The organism is Vibrio sp. 10N.222.52.C12 (genome assembly GCF_041474215.1).
GTDB lineage: Bacteria > Pseudomonadota > Gammaproteobacteria > Enterobacterales > Vibrionaceae > Vibrio > Vibrio crassostreae_C.
Genome location: NZ_JBFRTR010000012.1, coordinates 1 through 20,149, shown reverse-complemented (window position 1 = coordinate 20,149; position 20,149 = coordinate 1). Strand labels below are relative to the sequence as shown.

Sequence of the window (20,149 nt, the reverse complement as noted above, 5' to 3'; positions counted from 1 at the left end):
AAAGCCATGTATCAATAACTCTACATGGCTTTAATGAGGGCAACTTTACGCTGCCCTATCTACTTGTCGGTTTAGACTAAATGTCGGTTCAGACTAAAACCAAGCCCTCTCGATTAAATCGAGCTTTGGTCGAAGTCGTTGCCTTGATCGGTTCCAGTTTGAGAATCTGAATCAAAGCTTCCAGAGTCATCCGTGAAGTCAACACCTTGATCTTGACCACCTGAACTTGTCCAGTCGCTGCCTCCAGATTCCATACCCGCCATGTCTGGTTGCTGCTCTTGAGTAGAACCTTGCATGGTGTATTGATCATCGACCTCAACCTCAACAGAACCGCTAGCACCGTCTATTGAACTACCCAATTCGTCGTAACCTTGGAATTGGATCTCGCTAGTACCTTCATAACCTTCTGGAAGTTCAACGGATACAGGCTGCTCTAGGTTGCCACTGATTGTGAAGCTACCATCACCGTTATCCAGTGCGTTGTTCACAGTAGCGCCCTCAGGTAAGCCAGACATATCAGCGTAATCAACCGATTCGTTACCACTCACCTCATCTGGAATCGAGATAGAGATGGTATCGCCCGGTGCCGCGGTTACATCTGCTGTGCTGCCTTCAGCTTCAGCATCTTGAGCTTGGTCATCAGCTTGTTGAGCCACATCTACTTGTTGCTCTTCTGTTGCTTGAGCAGCTTGTACTTGTGGTTCATCACTTTGTACTGAATCATCTTCAACTTGGATGCTTAAGCTGTGACTTGATACTTCACCGCCGTCGTTAACTTCAACATTCATCGCTAAATTGCCATCGAAGTCTTCGTTCGGCCAGTAAGTCCACTCACCTTCACCAGATTGAGCAAAGAAGCCAGCATCGTTCGCGTCTGCAACATCAACAACCTGTGCAGAATCACTCACGCCCAACTCATCCACCAGCTGTGCATCCGTGATAGTTAGTGAACCATCATCAGCTAAGGTATAACCTTCGCTCGCCGCTGTTTCATCGCCACTTTGGATATCCACATTGAAGAAGCTTTCGATGCGATTTTCGCCATCGGTCGCGATAAACCCAACTTGAACATCGCCGGTGTAGTCTTCAGCAGGAGTGAATTGATAGTTACCTTGGTTATCGCTCTCAATTACGCCCTGACCTTCCATCAAGCTTACTGACTCAATGCTCAAGCTATCGCCTTCTGCATCGCTCAGATTCGCTAACATGTCTTCATCAGTGAACGACAAGGTTGCATCCGCTGCGATTTCCGTCGTTGTGATGCTGTTAACTTCTGGTGCTGCATTCTCTTGCGAGTCGCCTTCTTTCACGACCACGCCAGTTTGCTCATCATGAAGCACGCCATCTTTATCAACCACGTAAGCTATATCTGCTTCGCCAGTGAAGCCTGGTGCTGGTGTGAAGGTCCAAGTGCCATCGCCATTATCGACAATCTCACCTTGGCTGCGGTCGGCAAGATGAACCAGTTTCACTTCATCATCACTGTCAGCATCCACATTCTCAGCCAAACCGATTAGGTCGTCCGCCGTTAGGATGATGGAATCACCCGCTACGGTTTCGAAATCACCAGAATCGATGCCATCTTCAAACGCTTCCGGCTCATCTCCGTAATCAACCGTTGTTGCGCTAACCGTTACGAAGAACTCACCATGGAAGTCTTCAGGAGGCGTCATTTGAATGTTTGAGATATCCCAGTCGAACAGGTCGATGTATTGACCCGGCTCGGTGATCATCACGGTATTCACACCATCTGTTACCTCGAATCCAACAGGGAAACCTGTCATCACCAAGTTACTTAGTGTTTCTGAATCATCGACTAGGCCAACGTTCAGTCCCAAGTGACCCGTTTCATCTTCGCCGAAGACTAATGGACCGTCATGGTCAGTTGAAATAACCGCGCCATCTGCGACAGGACGTACGTACACAGGAACATCGAGAACCGTTTCGAACTCACCGTCACTCACGACAACTTGTAGGTCAGAAACACCCGCAAAGTCGCCTGTTGGTGTGAATGTCCAAGTACCATCACCGTTGTCTGTAACTTCTCCGCCATCTTCACCGTCTGCGGTGATAATGCGAGAAACAACAAGGTCTGCGGTATCAATGTCACCGAACAAGTTCATCAAGTCGCCAGCATCGAAGGTGAACGCGCCATCTTCGTTGGTGGTCATCATTGCGTTGCCGACGTTGAATGGTGCGTCGTTAACCGGAATGACATCCACATTCAGCGAGCCATCAACCACTTCTTCACCGTCAGTCGCTTGATAACCGAGTTCTACTAAGCCATTGAAGTCTTGAGTAGTCACTAAGTGATACATGCCGTCTGGTTGCTGAGTTAAGGTCGCGTTCGCTGGAGCTCGAACTGTGATGCTCTCAATGCTGATCTCGTCGCCATCAAGGTCTGTCACTTGACCCGCGATGTATGCAGGGTCAATCACCATGACCACATCTTCTTCGCCTTGCATCTCAATCATTGGTGCTTCAGGTGCATCATTCACTGGCGTGACATCGATGTTGCCGTCGACTGAAATTGTCTCTTGGCCATCGCTAACGTTAAACGTCATTGGCACATCGCCATTGAAGTTTTCGTTTGGTGTAAATGACCAAGTACCATCTTCGTTATCTAGCAACTCACCCAAGCTAGGGTCGATTTGTAGACCAGAAGCCGACAGCTCGTCTGCGGTGTTATCGATGTCGGTAGCTTGAGCTAACAACATGTCTTGTGTGATAAGAATGGTGCTGTCTTCGGCTGTGGTTAGTTTCACATCCTCAGATTCAGGTCCATCGTTCACAGCCAGAACTTCGATTCCAGCCGTTGTTGTTGCAGTTGCACCGTCATCATCGGTCACAACCACATCTAGGCTGATATCACCATTAAAGTTCTCGCTTGGCGTGAAGGTCACAGACCCATTATCGTTTTGAATCAAGGTGCCGTCAGAGCCTGAGTAAGTCACGCTTTCAAGCGACACTTCGCCATCAACGTCAGAGCTATTAGCAATTAACTGCTCAGGGCTGATTGTGATGGTGCCATCTTCGTTCATTTGGTAAGACGTAGAACCCGCTACTGGCGCATCGTTAACATCCGTTACCGTCACACCAATATTCGCATCGACTGTCTCAGTGCCATCAGTCACTGTGAAGCCAAGGTTTACATCGCCATTGAAGTTCTCGTTCGGAGCAAAGCTATAAGTGCCGTCACCGTTGTCAGTGAACACACCCTCTGCACCCGTGTAAGACACATCCGAGATAGACAAGTCATCGCCGTCAATGTCTGCAGCGCCTGCTAGTAGGTCTGCATCCGTGAAGATTAGCGTTCCATCTTCCTCAACGGTAAAGTTTTGGTCTTCTGCTGTTGGTAGGTCATTGACTGGGTTAACCGTTAGGTCGACGCCAGCTTGAACAGTTTCAAGGCCATCTGACACATCGAAGCTCAAATCAATGTCACCGTTGAAATCAGCATCCGGCATGATAGTAAATGAACCATCTTCGTTCGCTGTTACAGTCGCATTGTCACCTGCAGATAGGTTGCTTGCGGTCAGTGCATCACCATCAACATCGGATGCGTTAGCCAGCAACTGCTCTTGAGATAGCGTAATTGAACCATCTTCATCAACCGAGTAAGCCAGGTTTCCGGCCACTGGTGCGTCGTTAACTGCAATGACTTCAATACCAGCAGTAGTCTGAGCCGTTGCACCGTCGTCATCAATAACTGTCACATCAAGGTTGATGTCGCCGTTAAAGTTTTCGTTTGGTGCGAACGTTACCGAACCATCTTCATTTTGAACCAATATACCGTCTGCACCTGAGTAGCTCACGCTATCAAGCGACACTTCACCGTCCACATCGGAGCTGTTAGCAATCAACTGCTCAGGGCTCAATGTGATGGTGCCATCTTCGTTCATTTGGTAAGACGTTGCGCCTGCGACTGGTGCATCGTTAACGTCTGTTACCGTTACGTCGATATTTGCGTCAACCGTATCTGTACCATCAGATACTGAGAAGTCCAGACTTACGTCACCATTGAAGTTCTCGTTCGGTGCAAAGGTGTAAGTGCCATCGCCATTGTCAGTGAACACACCTTCTGCGCCAGTGTAAGACACATCAGCAACTGAAAGTTCGTCACCATCAATATCAGAGGCACCCGCTAGCAGTTGCTCGTCTGTAAAGGTAAGTGAACCATCTTCTTCAATGGTGTAAGCGACATCTTCTACAACCGCGATGTCATTCACTGGATTCACAGTAAGGTCGGCCGTTGCCACAACCGTTTCAGTACCATCAGAAAGGTCGAAGCTTAGGTCAATATCACCATTAAAGTCGGCATCCGGTGTAATAGTAAATGAACCATCATCGTTTGCCGTAACGGTAGCGCTATCACCCGCGGTTAGGTTGGCCGCGGTAAGATCATCGCCGTCCACATCCGATGCTTGAGCCAGCAGTTGCTCTTGGCTTAGCGTGATTGAACCATCTTCATCCACTGAGTAAGCCAAGTCACCTGACACTGGCGCGTCGTTAACCGCGATAACTTCAATACCCGCAGTGGTTTCAGCCGTTGCACCCTCTTCATCAGCAACGGTGACATCTAGGCTGACATTGCCGTTGAAGTTTTCATTTGGTGCGAAGCTGTAAGTACCATCACCATTGTCAGTAAATATACCGTCTGCGCCTGAGTAGGAAACGTCGCTAACGGATACATCACCTTCAATGTCTGAGCTGTTCGCAAGAAGCTGTGCTTCAGAGATGGTAATCACGTTATCTTCGTCAACGCTGTAGGTCGTTGAACCTGCAACCGGCAAGTCATTAACAGCAATGACGTCGATACCTGCGGTTGTTTCAGCGGTTGCGCCATCTTCATCCATAACAGATACATCAAGACTGATGTCACCGTTAAAGTTTTCGTTTGGAGCAAAGGTGTAAGTACCATCACCATTATCAGTGAATACACCATCAGTGCCGCTGTAGCTTACATCGCTGACAAACACTTCCCCTTCAACATCCGAGCTATTCGCTAGAAGTTGTGCATCGCTTAGGGTGATACTGCCGTCTTCTTCAACACTGTAAGTCGTAGAACCCGCTACCGGTACGTCGTTGATTGGAACCACTTGAACATCAATATTCGCCGATACAACATCTGTACCATCACTCACATCGTAAGTTAGGTCGACATTACCATTGAAGTTCTCGTTTGGAGCAAAGGTATAAGTACCGTCGCCGTTATCCGTGAACACACCGTCTGTACCTTCGTAGTTAACCGACTCGACAGAAAGGTCATCGCCATCAATATCCGTTGCACCAGCCAATAGCTGTTCATCGGTAAAGGTCAGCGAACCATCTTCATTAATGGTGTAGTCGTGGTCGTAAATTACAGAAAGGTCGTTAACTGCTGTTACGGTCACGTCTAGTTCCGCTGGAGTAACCCCACCGTTGCCATCGTCTACGTTGTAGCTAATCGAGAATTCACCATTGAAGTTCTCTTCCGGTGTAATGGTGTAAGTACCATCACCATTGTCAGTGATAAGAGCGTTCTCAATGGAAACATCTCCAACACTTGGTTCGTTACCACCCGTTTCACCAGAATCATCACCTTCCTCGCCGGTTAGCAATTCAGAGATATCAATGCCGTTTTCATTCGCGAGCGCTTCTTCTGCCGTTGGTAAATCAAACGCATTCTCGCTGCCTACATCTTGGCTTGGAACAATAACGCCGTTCACGATATCAAATACATGCCAGTGGTCACCCGATGGGCTTTCAGATAAATCAGGGCTAAAGGTTTCAACCAATGTATCGCCAACAAATACCTGAACCTGTACATCTTCAACACCATCTACATCCCAACTTCTGCTGGTGTAGTTGTGTACTGAATAGTGCATGTCAGCATCTTGATAATTTGGAATAGTGATGGTTTCAGGACCACCGCCATTCGTGTCATCTACATCTTGCTGAACGACATTACCTTCACCCAAATCATGGCTCATGTCGCGATAGTAAATATGGTCTAGCTCACTGCCATTCTCTGTATCGTAGAGCCATAGGTGGTTGTCCATATCACGTGGACTGTCACCCCATGTGACCACGATACGCATATCTGTTTCTTCAAGGACTTCAGATATTGCAGTCACGCCACCATTGGTATCTTCGCCTGCTGGAACTAGGAAGCTGCTAGTAATTGAGCCTTCTTGTTCAATCGTAACGGTACCTTGGTCAACAACTGGACCGCTCACAGAGTAGTTACCAGATTGATCGGTCACCGCTGTGTAAGAATGACCTGCGTTGTCGGTTAGCGTAACATCCGCACCTGCGATTGGATTGCCAGTTTCAGCATCCAACACTGTACCGGTTACGGTTGTTTCATCGCCCTGCTCTCCGATAGTTGCGGTCATGTCATCGTCTTCGATGTCAGTCGCGAATTGTAGGAGCTCTTCTTGAGTAATGGTGTATGAACCGTCTTCTTCAATGGTTATCGCCACATCAGCAGAAACAATTGGCGCGTCGTTAACTGGGTCAACGGTTAAGCCTAAGTTAGCGGCAATTGGTGTGTCGCCATCGCTGATGCTGTAGGCAACATCGATGTAGCCATTGAAGTTTTCGCTTGGAGTGATTGAGAACGTGCCATCGCCATTGTCGACAATCGTTGCATCGTCGCCCACTAAGGTTAAGTCGGAAGCGACAAGGTCATCGCCCTCAATATCAGCGGCATTCGCAAGTAACTGCTCCTGCGTGATAGTGATGACATTATCTTCATCAACGTTCGCATAAACATCAGATGTCGTTGGCAAGTCGTTGACTGGGTTTACCGTCAGATCGGCGTTCGCCACAATCGACTCGGTGCCGTCCGAAATATCAAAGCTTAGGTCGATATCGCCATTGAAGTTCGCATCTGGCGTTACCGTAAAGGTGCCATCGCCATTATCAACAACGGTTGCATTATCGCCTGCGCTTAAGTTGCTTGCGGTCAGATCATCGCCATCCACATCAGATGCTTGAGACAGCAACTGCTCTTGAGTCAGAGTAATCGAACCATCTTCATCAATGCTGTATGCCAAGTCACCCGATACTGGTGGATCATTAATTGGAAGAACATCAATACTTGCGCTGGTGGCTACTGTCGCACCGTCTTCATCTGTCACCACTACATCGAGGCTAACATCGCCATCGAAGTTTGCGTTCGGTGCAAAGCTGAATGTGCCGTTGCCGTTGTCAGTAAAGATACCGTCAGCGCCTGTGTAAGTAACACTATCAATCGCCACTTCACCTTCAATATCAGAAGAGTTCGCCAACAGTTGCTCTGCACTGATGGTGATAACTTCATCTTCGTTGACTGAGTAGCTGGTTGAGCCTGCGATTGGCGGATCGTTCACCTCAAGTACAGTGATTCCCGCTGTGGTCGCTTCTGTTGCCCCTTCTTCATCGGTAACAATAACCGCTAAGCTCACATCACCATTGAAGTTCTCGTTTGGCGAGAAAGTATAAGTGCCGTCACCGTTGTCTTCGAACACACCGTCACTGCCAGTGTAAGACACGCTATCAATCGCAACCTCACCTTCAATATCTGAAGAGTTGGCTAATAGTTGTTCGTTACTGACCGTGATTGAGTTGTCTTCATGTACGGTGTAAGACGTGCTGCCCGCCACTGGTGGATCGTTCTCAGGCGTCACGCTCACATCGATGTTCGCTTGAACCGTATCAGTGCCATCTAACACATCAAAGCTGAAGTTCACATCACCATTGAAGTTCTCGTTTGGCGCAAAGCTGTAGCTTCCGTCGCCATTATCAGTAAGAACGCCATCAGCACCCGTGTATGTCACACCTTCGACTGTTAGGTCATCACCTTCAACATCCGTTGCACCCGTTAACAGGTCAGCGTCAGAGAAGTTAAGAACCCCATCTTCACCAATAGTGAATGCTTGGTCTTGTGGCTCTGGCGCATCATTGACAGGTGTTACCGTCAAGTCTAGGCCAGCCGCGACCATGTCTTCCCCATCGGTTACATCGTAACTAAATTCGATATTACCGTTGAAGTTTTCACTCGGTGTAATGGTGAAGCTGCCATCGTCGTTCATTTGAACGGTCGCATTTTCATCATTGGTGGTTAGGTTGATTGCTGATAGGTCATCACCATCAATGTCGACAGCGTGCTCTAGCAACTGCTCTTGAGTTAGCGTGATGCTGTTATCTTCGGCTGTAACGGCACTAATATCACCGTCAACTTCTGGAGCATCGTTCGCAGGTGAGATGTGAATCGTCACGTCTTGCGTAGCTGTTGCGGTTGTACCGGTATCAACATCTGTTGATGTTGCATTCACAGTTAGAACCACATCACCATTGAAGTCACCTGAAGGGATAAACTCTAGCCCTTCTAGCTCGCCTGGTTGCAATGACCAAGTGCCATCACCGTTATCGGTACCTGCAGAAAGCGAGCTGCCTTCTGGCACGTCTTCAATCAAGATAGCAAGGTTTTCTGAGCCATCGGTATCTGTTAGAGCTGCATCAATATCAAGTGGTACAGGTGTGTCTTCAGTACCAATGATTTGGTAATCCGCGTCAGACACTGTGATTTCGATGTTGTCGATACCAAACGCCTCGTCATCGACGCTTTGATTCAGGGTTGAACCGAAGCCAAGTTCAAGTTGGCCGTCTTCTACTGGTACCGTTAGGTTGATTTGATGTGCTTGGTCATTCCAACCACTGAAGCCCTCACCTTGCGATACGCCGTGAACCACTTCGCCGACTTCATTTCCTTCTGAATCGTAAAGCGTTGTTGTGCCATCTTGAGTACGGAACGCAGAATTATCTAATGTCGTTAGCTCTTCGCCGCCGACAAAGATTTGGAACGACTCACCATCCCAAGAATCAATTTCGTAGAAGTTGAACGAGATATTAACTTCGCTCACATCACTTGGAATGTCGTAAGTTTTGCTGACGGCTTCATCACCGCCCGTTCCACCAATACGACCTAGCATGTCACCCGACTCGAAGCCTTGAGAGCTTTCTGTGCCTGTATTCCAACCGTTTGAGCCAGACTCGAAGTTGTCTGAAGCAATCACTAGGTCAGAAGCAATCGACAGCTCTGGCATATCAACCACAGATTGAACATCAATCGTCGCTTCTGCTGGTACTGTCGCGGTACCGTCATTCACGTCGAACGTCACATTCACATTGCCGTCGAAGTTTTCATTCGGTGCGAATGTGTAAGTGCCGTCGCCGTTATCAACCAAAGTACCGCTATCTGAAGCCACATTTTCAACCGATAGGTTATCACCATCAATGTCGCCCGCATTTTGCAGCAGTTGTTCTTCTGTGAAGGTAAAGCTGGTGTCTTCTTGAGTCACAAATTGTGGCTCACCGACTGTTGGCAGGTCATTAACTGGGTTAACCGTTAGGTCAGCCGTTGCTTGAAGCGTCGCATCGCCATCGGTAATGTCGAAGTTCAAATCAATGTCGCCATTGAAGTTAGCATCTGGCGTGATAGTGAAACTACCATCATCGTTTGCTGTAACTGTCGCATCACCACCAACTGTTAGGTTAGCCGCTGTTAAGTCATCGCCATCAACATCACTCGCTTGAGCAAGTAATTGCTCTTGGCTCAAGGTAATTGAGCCATCTTCGTCCACGCTGTACGCCAAGTCGCCCGATACCGGAGCATCGTTAACAGGCAGAACATCAATGCTTGCGTTGGTCGCTACGGTTGCGCCTTCTTCATCAGTAACGACAACATCAAGGCTTACGTCGCCATCGAAGTTAGCGTTAGGTGCGAAGCTGAATGTTCCGTCACCATTGTCGGTAAAGATACCGTCTGAACCTGTGTAGTTAACGCTATCAATCGCCACTTCACCTTCGATATCAGAAGCGTTTGCCAACAGTTGCTCTGAACTGATGGTGATAACTTCGTCCTCGTTGACTGAGTAGCTGGTTGAGCCTGCGATTGGTGGATCGTTCACCTCAAGTACAGTAATACCCGCGGTGGTCGCTTCAGTTACGCCCTCTTCATCAGTTACGACAACATCAAGGCTAACTTCGCCGTTGAAGTTTTCGTTTGGTGAGAAGGTGTAAGTACCGTCACCGTTGTCTTCAAAGACACCGTCAGCGCCAGTGTAAGTCACGCTATCGACTGCCACATCACCTTCAATGTCAGAAGAGTTAGCAAGTAACTGTTCGTCACTGATGGTAATTGAGTTGTCTTCATGAACGGTGTAAGACGTGCTACCCGCGATTGGTGGATCGTTCTCTGGTGTCACGCTGACATCAATGTTGGCTTGAACTGTATCCGTGCCATCTGACACATCAAAACTGAAGTTCACATCACCATTGAAGTTCTCGTTTGGCGCAAAGCTGTAGCTTCCATCGCCATTATCAGTAAGAACACCATCCGCACCTGTGTAAGTAACGCCTTCAACCGACAGGTCATCCCCATCAATGTCAGTCGCACCTGTCAGCAAGTCTTCATCAGTGAAGTTCAAGATGCCGTCTTCGCCGATGCTGAACGTTTGATCTTGTGGTTGTGGAAGGTCATTGACTGGGTTAACGGTTAGGTCAGCCGTCGCAACCAGCGTATCTGTACCATCGCTAATGTCGAACGTTAGGTCAATGTCACCATTGAAGTTCGCATCTGGCGTAACGGTAAAGCTGCCGTCATCGTTAGCAACAACCGTCGCGTCTCCATCAACAATCAAGTTAGAAGCAGTAAGGTCGTCGCCATCTACATCACTCGCTTGCGAAAGAAGTTGCTCTTGGCTCAAGGTAATCGAACCGTCTTCCTCAACACTGTATGCAAGGTCGCCTGATACTGGTACGTCGTTGATTGGTAATACATCAACCGTAATAAACGTATCAACTTGAGCGCCGTCTTCATCTTGAATGGTCACATCCAACTGCACTTGGCCGTTGAAGTTTTCATTCGGAGCGAAGCTACATGTACCGTCACCATTGATAGAGAAGATACCGTCTGGACCGTCGTAGTTGATCTCAACAAGCTCAACATCACCTTCAATATCAGAAGCGTTCAACAGAACTTGAGACTCATTGAAAGTCAGTACTGAATCTTCATCGATGGTGTATGACGTTGGGCCAGCAACTGGCGGATCGTTCACCTCAAGGACTGTAATACCCGCCGTTGTTGCTTCAGTCGCGCCATCTTCATCCGTCACGACAACATCTAGGCTAACTTCGCCATTGAAGTTCTCGTTTGGAGAGAAGGTATATGTGCCGTCACCGTTGATTTCCAGAACACCGTCGCTACCACTGTAAGTCACGTTATCAATTGCGACTTCGCCTTCGATATCCGAAGAGTTCGCTAGCAATTGTTCGTTACTGATCGTAATAGAGTTGTCTTCATGAACCGTGTAAGACGTGCTACCCGCAACCGGAGGATCATTCTCTGGCGTCACGCTCACATCAATGTTAGCGGTTACCGTATCGGTTCCATCTGATACATTGAACGAGAAGTTCACATCGCCATTGAAGTTTTCATTCGGCGCGAAACTGTAGGTGCCATCGCCATTATCGGTTAGGACACCATCTGCGCCAGTGTAAGTTACACCTTCAACACTTAGGTCGTCCCCTTCAATGTCCGTTGCACCTGTTAATAGGTCTTGGTCATTGAACGTTAACACGCCATCTTCGCCGACTGTGAATGCGTGGTCTTGTGCTTCTGGACCGTCATTTACTGGTGAAACTGTTAACTCAAGGTTGGTAGAGACAACATCATCACCATCAGACACATCAAACGTAAAGCTCACATCGCCATTGAAATCAGCATCTGGCGTTAATGTGTACGTACCATCACCGTTATCGGTAATCGTAACGCTCTCATCATCGGTTGCTAAATTCAGAGCCGTCAACTGATCGCCATCTAAATCACGCGCATTAGCCAATAAGTCTTCTTGCGTAATGATGATTGAACCATCTTCTTCAACCGTTGCAGAAACCGGAAGTGCTTCAGGTGCGTGCTCAATGTGCGCGCCTGTCGCGTTAATGTAGATGGTTTGAGATACCGTTTCAGAATCATCATTCGATAACTCTGTCGCAGTTGCGGTTACATGAACTTCAAGCTGCTCATTGAAGTCTTCTGGTAACTGGATTTGTAACGCATTTTCGATAGCCGTTGTTGGTAAGTTCACCGTACCATCAGGGCCAACCGTTACTTCACCGCTGTAGATTTGGCTGTTCACTTCACCGACATCGATTGTGAAGTTGAAGTCAGAATAGTCAGCATCTCCGCCGCCATACAAATCTTCAAATCCGTAAACCAGCTCGCCGTCTTCATTAACCGTAGTACGAGTATGTTCGATACCATCTTGGTTTAGCTGAGAGCTTGAACCACCATGGAAGATCGCGTCACCATTCTGGCCTTGAATCACTGTCTCGGTTCCATCAGCAGCCACAAAGACAAGTTGAGGATCAACCGTATCCATGTTCGCAGGCGAACCATCCTCAGCACGGAACTCGTACTGACCGTCTTGCATCGCATCAAAGTCGTTGTGCTGATGTCCGTTTGGAATTAAGAACAGGTTAAAGCTCTCACCTTCCTCGACTTGGAAGCTGAATTGATCTTGCCCTGGAACAAGGTCGCCGCCACCACCAACTTGTGATGCGTTTTCGTAAACAACTTCAACACCTGTGATGTTGCCGTCTTCGTCTACTTTGTAGTAACCCGCAGCGTTTTGGTAGCCAGCCGTCTCACCTTCAAACGTTACTGTGATTTCAGTGTCGTTGTAACTGGTGATACCGTTCTCTTGGTCATTCAGAACGCCTTCGTTATCGTATTGAATAACCGAACCTTCTGGCACACCATCTACTGTAACAGTGAGTGTTTCAGACAAGTCTTGGTCGACAAGTGCCGCAGCAATGTTCAGTTCAACAATACCGCCTGGCTCAACCAAAATCGCCTGGTCGTCGACGTTAACACCATCACCATCCGTGATAACTAAGTCAGGCGCATCAGCAACTGCTTCAATGTGAACATTAATGTCTTGTTCAACTTCATCCGTACCGTCTGTCACAGTAAAGCTGAACTGCAGATCACCACTGAAGTGCTCTTCAGGAACGAAGCTGAACGTGCCATCGCCGTTGTCGGTTACTGTGCCTTCATCACCAGAGTAATTGATGCTGGTAACGCTTAGGTCGTCGCCATCAATATCAATTGCAGCACTCAATAGATCTTCTTGAGTGAACAGGATGCTGCCATCCTCTTCGATGTGGTACATTCCTGGAGCAACAATTGGAATGTCATTCACCGGATTAACGGTCAATGTCATATCATTAGACGTGCTCAGCTCACCGTCGCTCACCTCATAAGTGAATGCAATATCGCCATTGAAGTTCTCTGAAGGTGTCACTGTGTACGTGCCATCACCATTGTCTACAATGCTGGCATTTGGATCGTTAGTTTCAAGCGCGCTTGCAAACAACTCATCGCCATCTTGGTCGCTCGCGTTCTCCAACAACATTTCTTGTGTAACGAGGATTGAACCATCTTCGTCGACATCTGCCACCATTGGCGTCGCTTCTGGCGCATCGTTGACGAACTCAACTTTTAGGTCGATGTTTGCGGCAACCACATCAGTGCCATCGCTCACATCAAACGCTAAGTCAACGTTACCGAAGAAGCCCTGCTCTGGTGTTAATGTGTATGTTCCATCGCCATTGTCTGTGACTTCTACCGTGTCGCTTGCACTCGTCACATTCACAACTGACAGTTCGTCGCCTTCAATGTCTGTCGCTTGTGCTAATAGTTCAGCTTCGGTAATGGTAATCGCTTGACCGTCTTCCGTAGTGAAAGACATGTCAGGCACGTCTGGAGCATCGTTGATAGGGTTTACGGTTAGGTTGAGGTCAGCCGCAACAGTTTCGATCGCGTCAGTGACATCATAAGTAAACTCAATCTCACCAAAGAAATCTGCACTTGGTGTAATAGTGAAGCTACCGTCTGGGTTTTCTACAACAACCGCATTTGGATCGTTGGTCGCTAAGTTAACGGCTTCAAGGTTGTCGCCATCGACATCCGTCGCATTCGCTAACAGATCCTCTTGAGTGATAGTGATTGAACCATCTTCATCAACAGCGGCTTCAATTGGACCACCAACCTCTGGGCCTTCATTGACAATTTCAACGTCAACTCTTGCTGTACTTGGTGCGCTTGCTTGGCCATCACTGATATCGAAAGTCAGATTCACTTCACCGTAGAAGTCTTCTGCAGGTTCGAAGGTAAAGGTATTATCACCGTTATCCGTTAACGTACCTTGCGTTTGGTCTGCAAGTAATAGGTTTTCGACATGAAGAATGTCGCCATCAACATCGGTAGCACCAGACAATAGGTCTTTCGCTTCGATGATCATGGAGCCGTTTTCAAGCATTTGGGTGTGCAATGGTTCACCCGGAACCGGCACATCATTGACTGGTACGACCGTTAGGTCTAGATGCGTTGCAACTTCATCAGTTCCATCAAACACCTTGTAGTCGATGTCGATTTCACCATTGAAGTTTTCATTCGGCATGAAGGTAAACGTACCATCGCCGTTATCAACTAGCTCACCGTTATCACCACCGTAAGTGATGTCAGAAATAGACAGCGTATCGCCTTCCACATCTGTGGTGTTCGCTAGCAAGTCATCTGCACTGAACGTGATACCTTCATCTTCATCTGTCGATAGAACAATCGGGCCAGAAACGATTGGCGCATCATTTACTGATTCGAAATTGATATTGATGATATTGCTGTCTGTCAGCTCACCATCGGTAACTTGGTAACCAAGTTCGATTTCACCATGGAAGTTTTCATCCGGTGTTACCGTCCAAGTGCCATCACCATTATCGGTGAGTGTTGCATGCTCTGAGTTTTCACCCACTAGCTCTAGATTTTCAATATCAAGGTCGTCGCCATCAATATCAGATGCTTGCGCCAGTAGTTGCTCTTCGGTAATCACAACCGAAGCAAACTGGGCAGAACCATCGGTATCGACAGTAATATTCGGAAGATCAGCCGTTAACTCGATTTCGTTGTCACCCGCATGGATATTCAACTCAACCGTTTCAGTAATCTCTGAACCATCTACACCAATCGATGTAAACACCGCTTCATCATGACAAGTTTGTGACACTGTCATGTTTTGAACGACGTAAGTACCATTACCTTGCACGGTACCAAGCTCAAAGTAGGACACTGGTTGATCAACCGTTAGCGTGTAATCTGTCTCGAAAGTACCACGGTCTTCTTTGTGGTAAGTCATCGAGTCAATTAGGTCGCCATCCTCATTGAACGCTTTGATTTCTACTTCTGTAAAGTGACGAGACTCTTCCATGAACCAGCCACCCAAACCATCTAGGTGGAAACTGATTTCATTGATGTCTTGACCTTCAACTGAAACCGTCAGTTTCTCATCACCACTTAAGCCTTGGCGGTCAGTATCACCGATACCATGACCAATGTGGGTGTTGCCATTCCAGGTACCAAGAGGGTCATCGTTACTTTGAACAGTTACCGTTAAGTCACCATCTGAGAACTCACGCGTATAAGGGTCAACTTCTGTACCCCAATCATCCACACTCGCGTTATCGTCAAACGTACCGATTTGTGTGGTGTGTGTACCTTCAGCAAGAGCATCTTCACTTGGAACAAAGCGCACTTCGGTATCTGCAGGAACTTCTTGTCCTACTTCCAGTACCACCCATTCGTCATTCACATTTGCTTCAATGATGCCGTTTTCTGGCGCTTGGTCTAAACGTAGTGCTGGTTCTTCACGAAGTGTCACACCAACTGTTTGGTCTTCTTGCGCTTGGATGAAGATTTCATCACCCGCTTCTGGCGCATCGTTGACAGGGTTAGCCGTCAAGTCGAGTGTCGTCAGAACTTCATTCTCACCATCACTGATGCTGTATGTGAAGTCCAACTCGCCATTGAAGTTTTCTGTGTGCGTAATAGTGAATGAACCATCGTCATTAGTAACAATTGTCGCATCTGGATCGTTGGTTTGTAGGTTAGATGCCGTTAACTCATCACCTTCAACATCGGTCGCATTAGCGAGTAACTGCTCTTGAGTAATGGTGATTGAATTATCTTCATCGACTTCAGCCTGAATGCCCGAAGTTTCAGGTCCGTCATTCACAGCGATAACATCGATGCCAGCGGTTGTGGTTGCGGTTGCACCGTCTTCGTCAACGACAACAACGTCTAGTGAAATATCACCATCGAAGTTTTCATTTGGCGTAAAGGTGTAAGTACCATTGCCATTATCAACAAAAGAGCCGTCATCACCGGAGTACGATACTCCAGACAGTGAAACATCACCTTCTACATCGGAAGAGTTTGCCAATAATTGCTCATCACTGATCGTGATTTGGCCATCTTCTTGAACTGTGTACGATGTTGAGCCCGCTACTGGTGGGTCATTCTCAGGCGTTACGCTGACATCAATAACAGCTGATGTTGAATCAGTACCGTCAGAGACATCGAATGAGAATTGAACATCACCATTGAAGTTCTCGTTTGGAGCAAAGCTATATGTGCCGTCGCCATTATCGCTAAGAACACCATCTGCACCAGTGTAGAGCACGTTTTCAATCGACAGCTCGTCACCATCAACATCCGACGCGCCTACAAGCAGGTCAGCATCGGTGAAGAGTAACGTACCGTCTTCTTCAATCGTGAACTGTTGATCTTGCGCTTGTGGCAAGTCATTAACCGGATTCACGGTAATGTCTAGGCCAACTTGAACTGAACCACCATCGTTATCGATGATATCGAAGTTCAGATCTAGGTCACCGTTGTAATCTGCGTTCGGTGTGATGGTGTAGCTGCCATCATCATTGTGTTGGATGGTCGCATTTTCATCAGTAGATAGATTGATAGCTTCTAAGTTATCGCTATCGATATCACCTGCTCTTGCTAGCAATTGCTCTTGGCTTAGCGTGATGGAGCTATCTTCATTGATGGTGTAAGCCAAATCGCCCGATACTGGCGCATCATTGATTGGCAATACATCAACGTTAATGTGTGTTTCAACCGTTGCGCCATCTTCATCTTGAATGGTCACACCCAGTTGAACCTGACCATTGAAGTTTTCGTTGGGTGCAAAGCTGCATGTACCATCACCATTTACAGTGAAGATACCGTCAGAGCCATCGTAGTTAATGCCAACAAGTTCTACATCGCCTTCGATATCCGAAGCATTCACAAGAATCTGAGATTCACTGAACGTCAGAACCGAATCTTCGTCAATGGTGTATGACGTTGGACCCGCAACTGGTGGATCGTTCACTTCAAGAACGGTAATACCTGCTGTGGTTTCATCAATTGCACCTTCTTCATCTGCAACAATCACATCAAGGCTGATATCACCGCTGAAGTTTTCATTAGGAAGGAAGGTATAGCTGCCATCGCCGTTATCTTGGAACACACCATCAGTGCCACTGTAAGTCACAGTATCAACCGACACCGCACCTTCAATATCCGAAGAGTTAGCTAGCAACTGTTCATCAGAAATTGTGATGGCATTGTCTTCATTGACCATGTATGAGGTTGAACCCGCAACTGGCGGATCGTTCTCAGGAGTCACACTCACATCAATGTTAGCGCTAACGGTTTCTGTGCCATCAGACACATCGAAACTGAAGTTCACATCGCCATTGAAGTTTTCATTTGGCGCAAAGGTATAAGTACCATCACCGTGGTCGGTCAGTACGCCATCACCACCTGTATAGCTAATACCTTCAACGGTTAAGTCGTCGCCATCAATATCGGTGGCACCGGTAAGTAAGTCGGAGTCTGTAAATTGAAGCGTACCGTCTTCTGCGATACTGAATTGTTGGTCTTGAGGAACCGGCAAGTCATTAACTGGGTTAACAGTAAGATCGGCGGTTGCTTGAACCGTGTCAGTACCGTCAGTGATGTTGAATTGAATATCAATGTCACCGTTGAAGTTTTCATCTGGCGTAATCGTGAAACTGCCGTCATCGTTAGCTACAACCGTCGCATCACCACCAACTGTTAAGTCACTTGCGGTTAGATCTTCGCCTTCTACATCGGACGCTTGAGACAACAGCTGATCTTGGCTCAGTGTGATTGAACCATCTTCGTTAACGTTGTAAGCCAAATCACCAGACACTGGCGCATCATTGATTGGTAATACGTCAACATTGATGACGGTTTCCACTTCTGCACCAACTTCATCACGAATGGTAACATCAAGCTGAACTTGGCCATTAAAGTTCTCATTTGGAGCGAAGCTGCAAGTACCGTCACCATTTACTGAGAAGATACCCTCAGGGCCATCGTAGCTAATACCAACAAGATCAACATCCCCTTCTACATCTGAGGCGTTAAGCAACACTTGAGACTCACTGAAGGTAAGTACTGAGTCTTCATCAATGGTGTAAGACGTAGGGCCAGCAACCGGCGGATCGTTCACTTCAAGAACATTGATGCCCGCGGTCGTTGAGTCGGTCGCACCATCTTCATCAGCAACAACCACATCCAGTGCAATTTCACCGCTGAAGTTCTCATTTGGCGAGAAGGTGTAAGTGCCGTTACCATTGATTTCGAGGACACCGTCGCTACCAGAGTAAGTCACGCTGTCTATCGATACATCACCTTCAATATCTGAAGATGTTGCCAATAGTTGTGCATCAGAAATGGTAATCGAATTATCTTCATTCACCGTGTAGGACGTTGAGCCCGCAACAGGCGGATCGTTCTCAGGAGTCACGCTAACATCAATGTTTGCAGACACGGTATCGGTACCGTCTGACACATCGAAGCTAAAGCTCACATCACCATTGAAGTTTTCGTTTGGAGCAAAGCTATATGATCCCTCACCCAAGTCAGTCAGTACGCCATCAGTGCCTTCATAAGTGATGCCCTCAACCGTCAGGTTATCACCTTCAACGTCTGTCGCGCCTGTAAGCAGATCCGCGTCTGTGAACTGTAAAGTACCGTCTTCTGCAATACTGAACTGTTGGTCTTGAGGGACTGGTAAATCATTTACAGGATTAACTGTAAGGTCAGCCGAAGCTTGAACCGTATTGGTGCCATCAGAGATATCGAAGCTGATATCGATGTCACCATTGAAGTTCTCATCTGGCGTGATGGTGAAGCTGCCGTCATCATTAGCTACAACCGTCGCATCTCCACCAACCGTTAGGCCGCTAGCAGTAAGGTCATCGCCCTCTACGTCAGATGCTTGTGATAGCAATTGCTCTTGGCTTAAACGGATAGAACCGTCTTCATCGATTGAGTACGCTAGGTCACCCGATACAGGCGCATCATCAACGGCAGTTACGCTTACGTCGATGTTGGCAGAGACCGTATCGGTGCCGTCTGATACATCAAAACCGAAGTTTACGTCGCCATTGAAGTTCTCGTTTGGCGCAAAGGTGTAAGTACCATTACCGTTTTCAGTAAGAATACCGTCGCCACCATCGTAGGTCACACCTTCAACTGTAAGGTTGTCACCTTCGATGTCTGTAGCACCTGTTAACAGGTCTGCATCGGTGAAGATGAGCGTGCCATCTTCTTCAACGCTGAACTGTTGATCTTGAGGTACTGGCAGGTCATTAACTGGGTTAACGGTTAGGTCAGCTGATGCTTGAACGGTATTGGTACCATCTGAGATATCGAAGCTGATATCAATGTCGCCATTGAAGTTCTCATCTGGCGTGATGGTGAAACTGCCATCATCGTTAGCTACAACCGTCGCATCACCACCAACCGTTAGGCCGCTAGCAGTAAGGTCATCGCCTTCAACATCAGATGCTTGTGATAACAGTTGCTCTTGGCTTAGACGGATAGAACCATCTTCATCGATTGAGTACGCTAAATCGCCTGACACAGGTGCATCATCAACGGCAGTTACACTCACATCGATGTTTGCAGATACCGTATCGGTACCGTCAGATACATCAAAACCGAAGTTTACGTCACCATTGAAGTTCTCGTTTGGCGCAAAGGTGTAAGTACCATTACCGTTATCAGTAAGGATACCGTCACCGCCATCGTAGGTCACACCTTCAACCGTTAGGTTGTCGCCTTCAATGTCCGTTGCGCCTGTTAACAGGTCTGCATCAGTGAAGATGAGTGTGCCGTCTTCTTCAACGCTGAACTGTTGATCTTGAGGGACTGGCAGGTCGTTAACTGGGTTAACCGTTAGGTCAGCTGATGCTT

The 20,149-nt window shown here is 47.5% G+C and carries 1 protein-coding gene; it reads right to left on the bottom strand.

Annotated features, from left to right (window positions below):
* Positions 1-113 precede the first annotated feature (113 nt).
* Positions 114-20,149 (bottom strand): tandem-95 repeat protein (locus AB4623_RS02710; protein ID WP_408063733.1); only part of this gene is annotated, 20,036 nt, incomplete at its 5' end.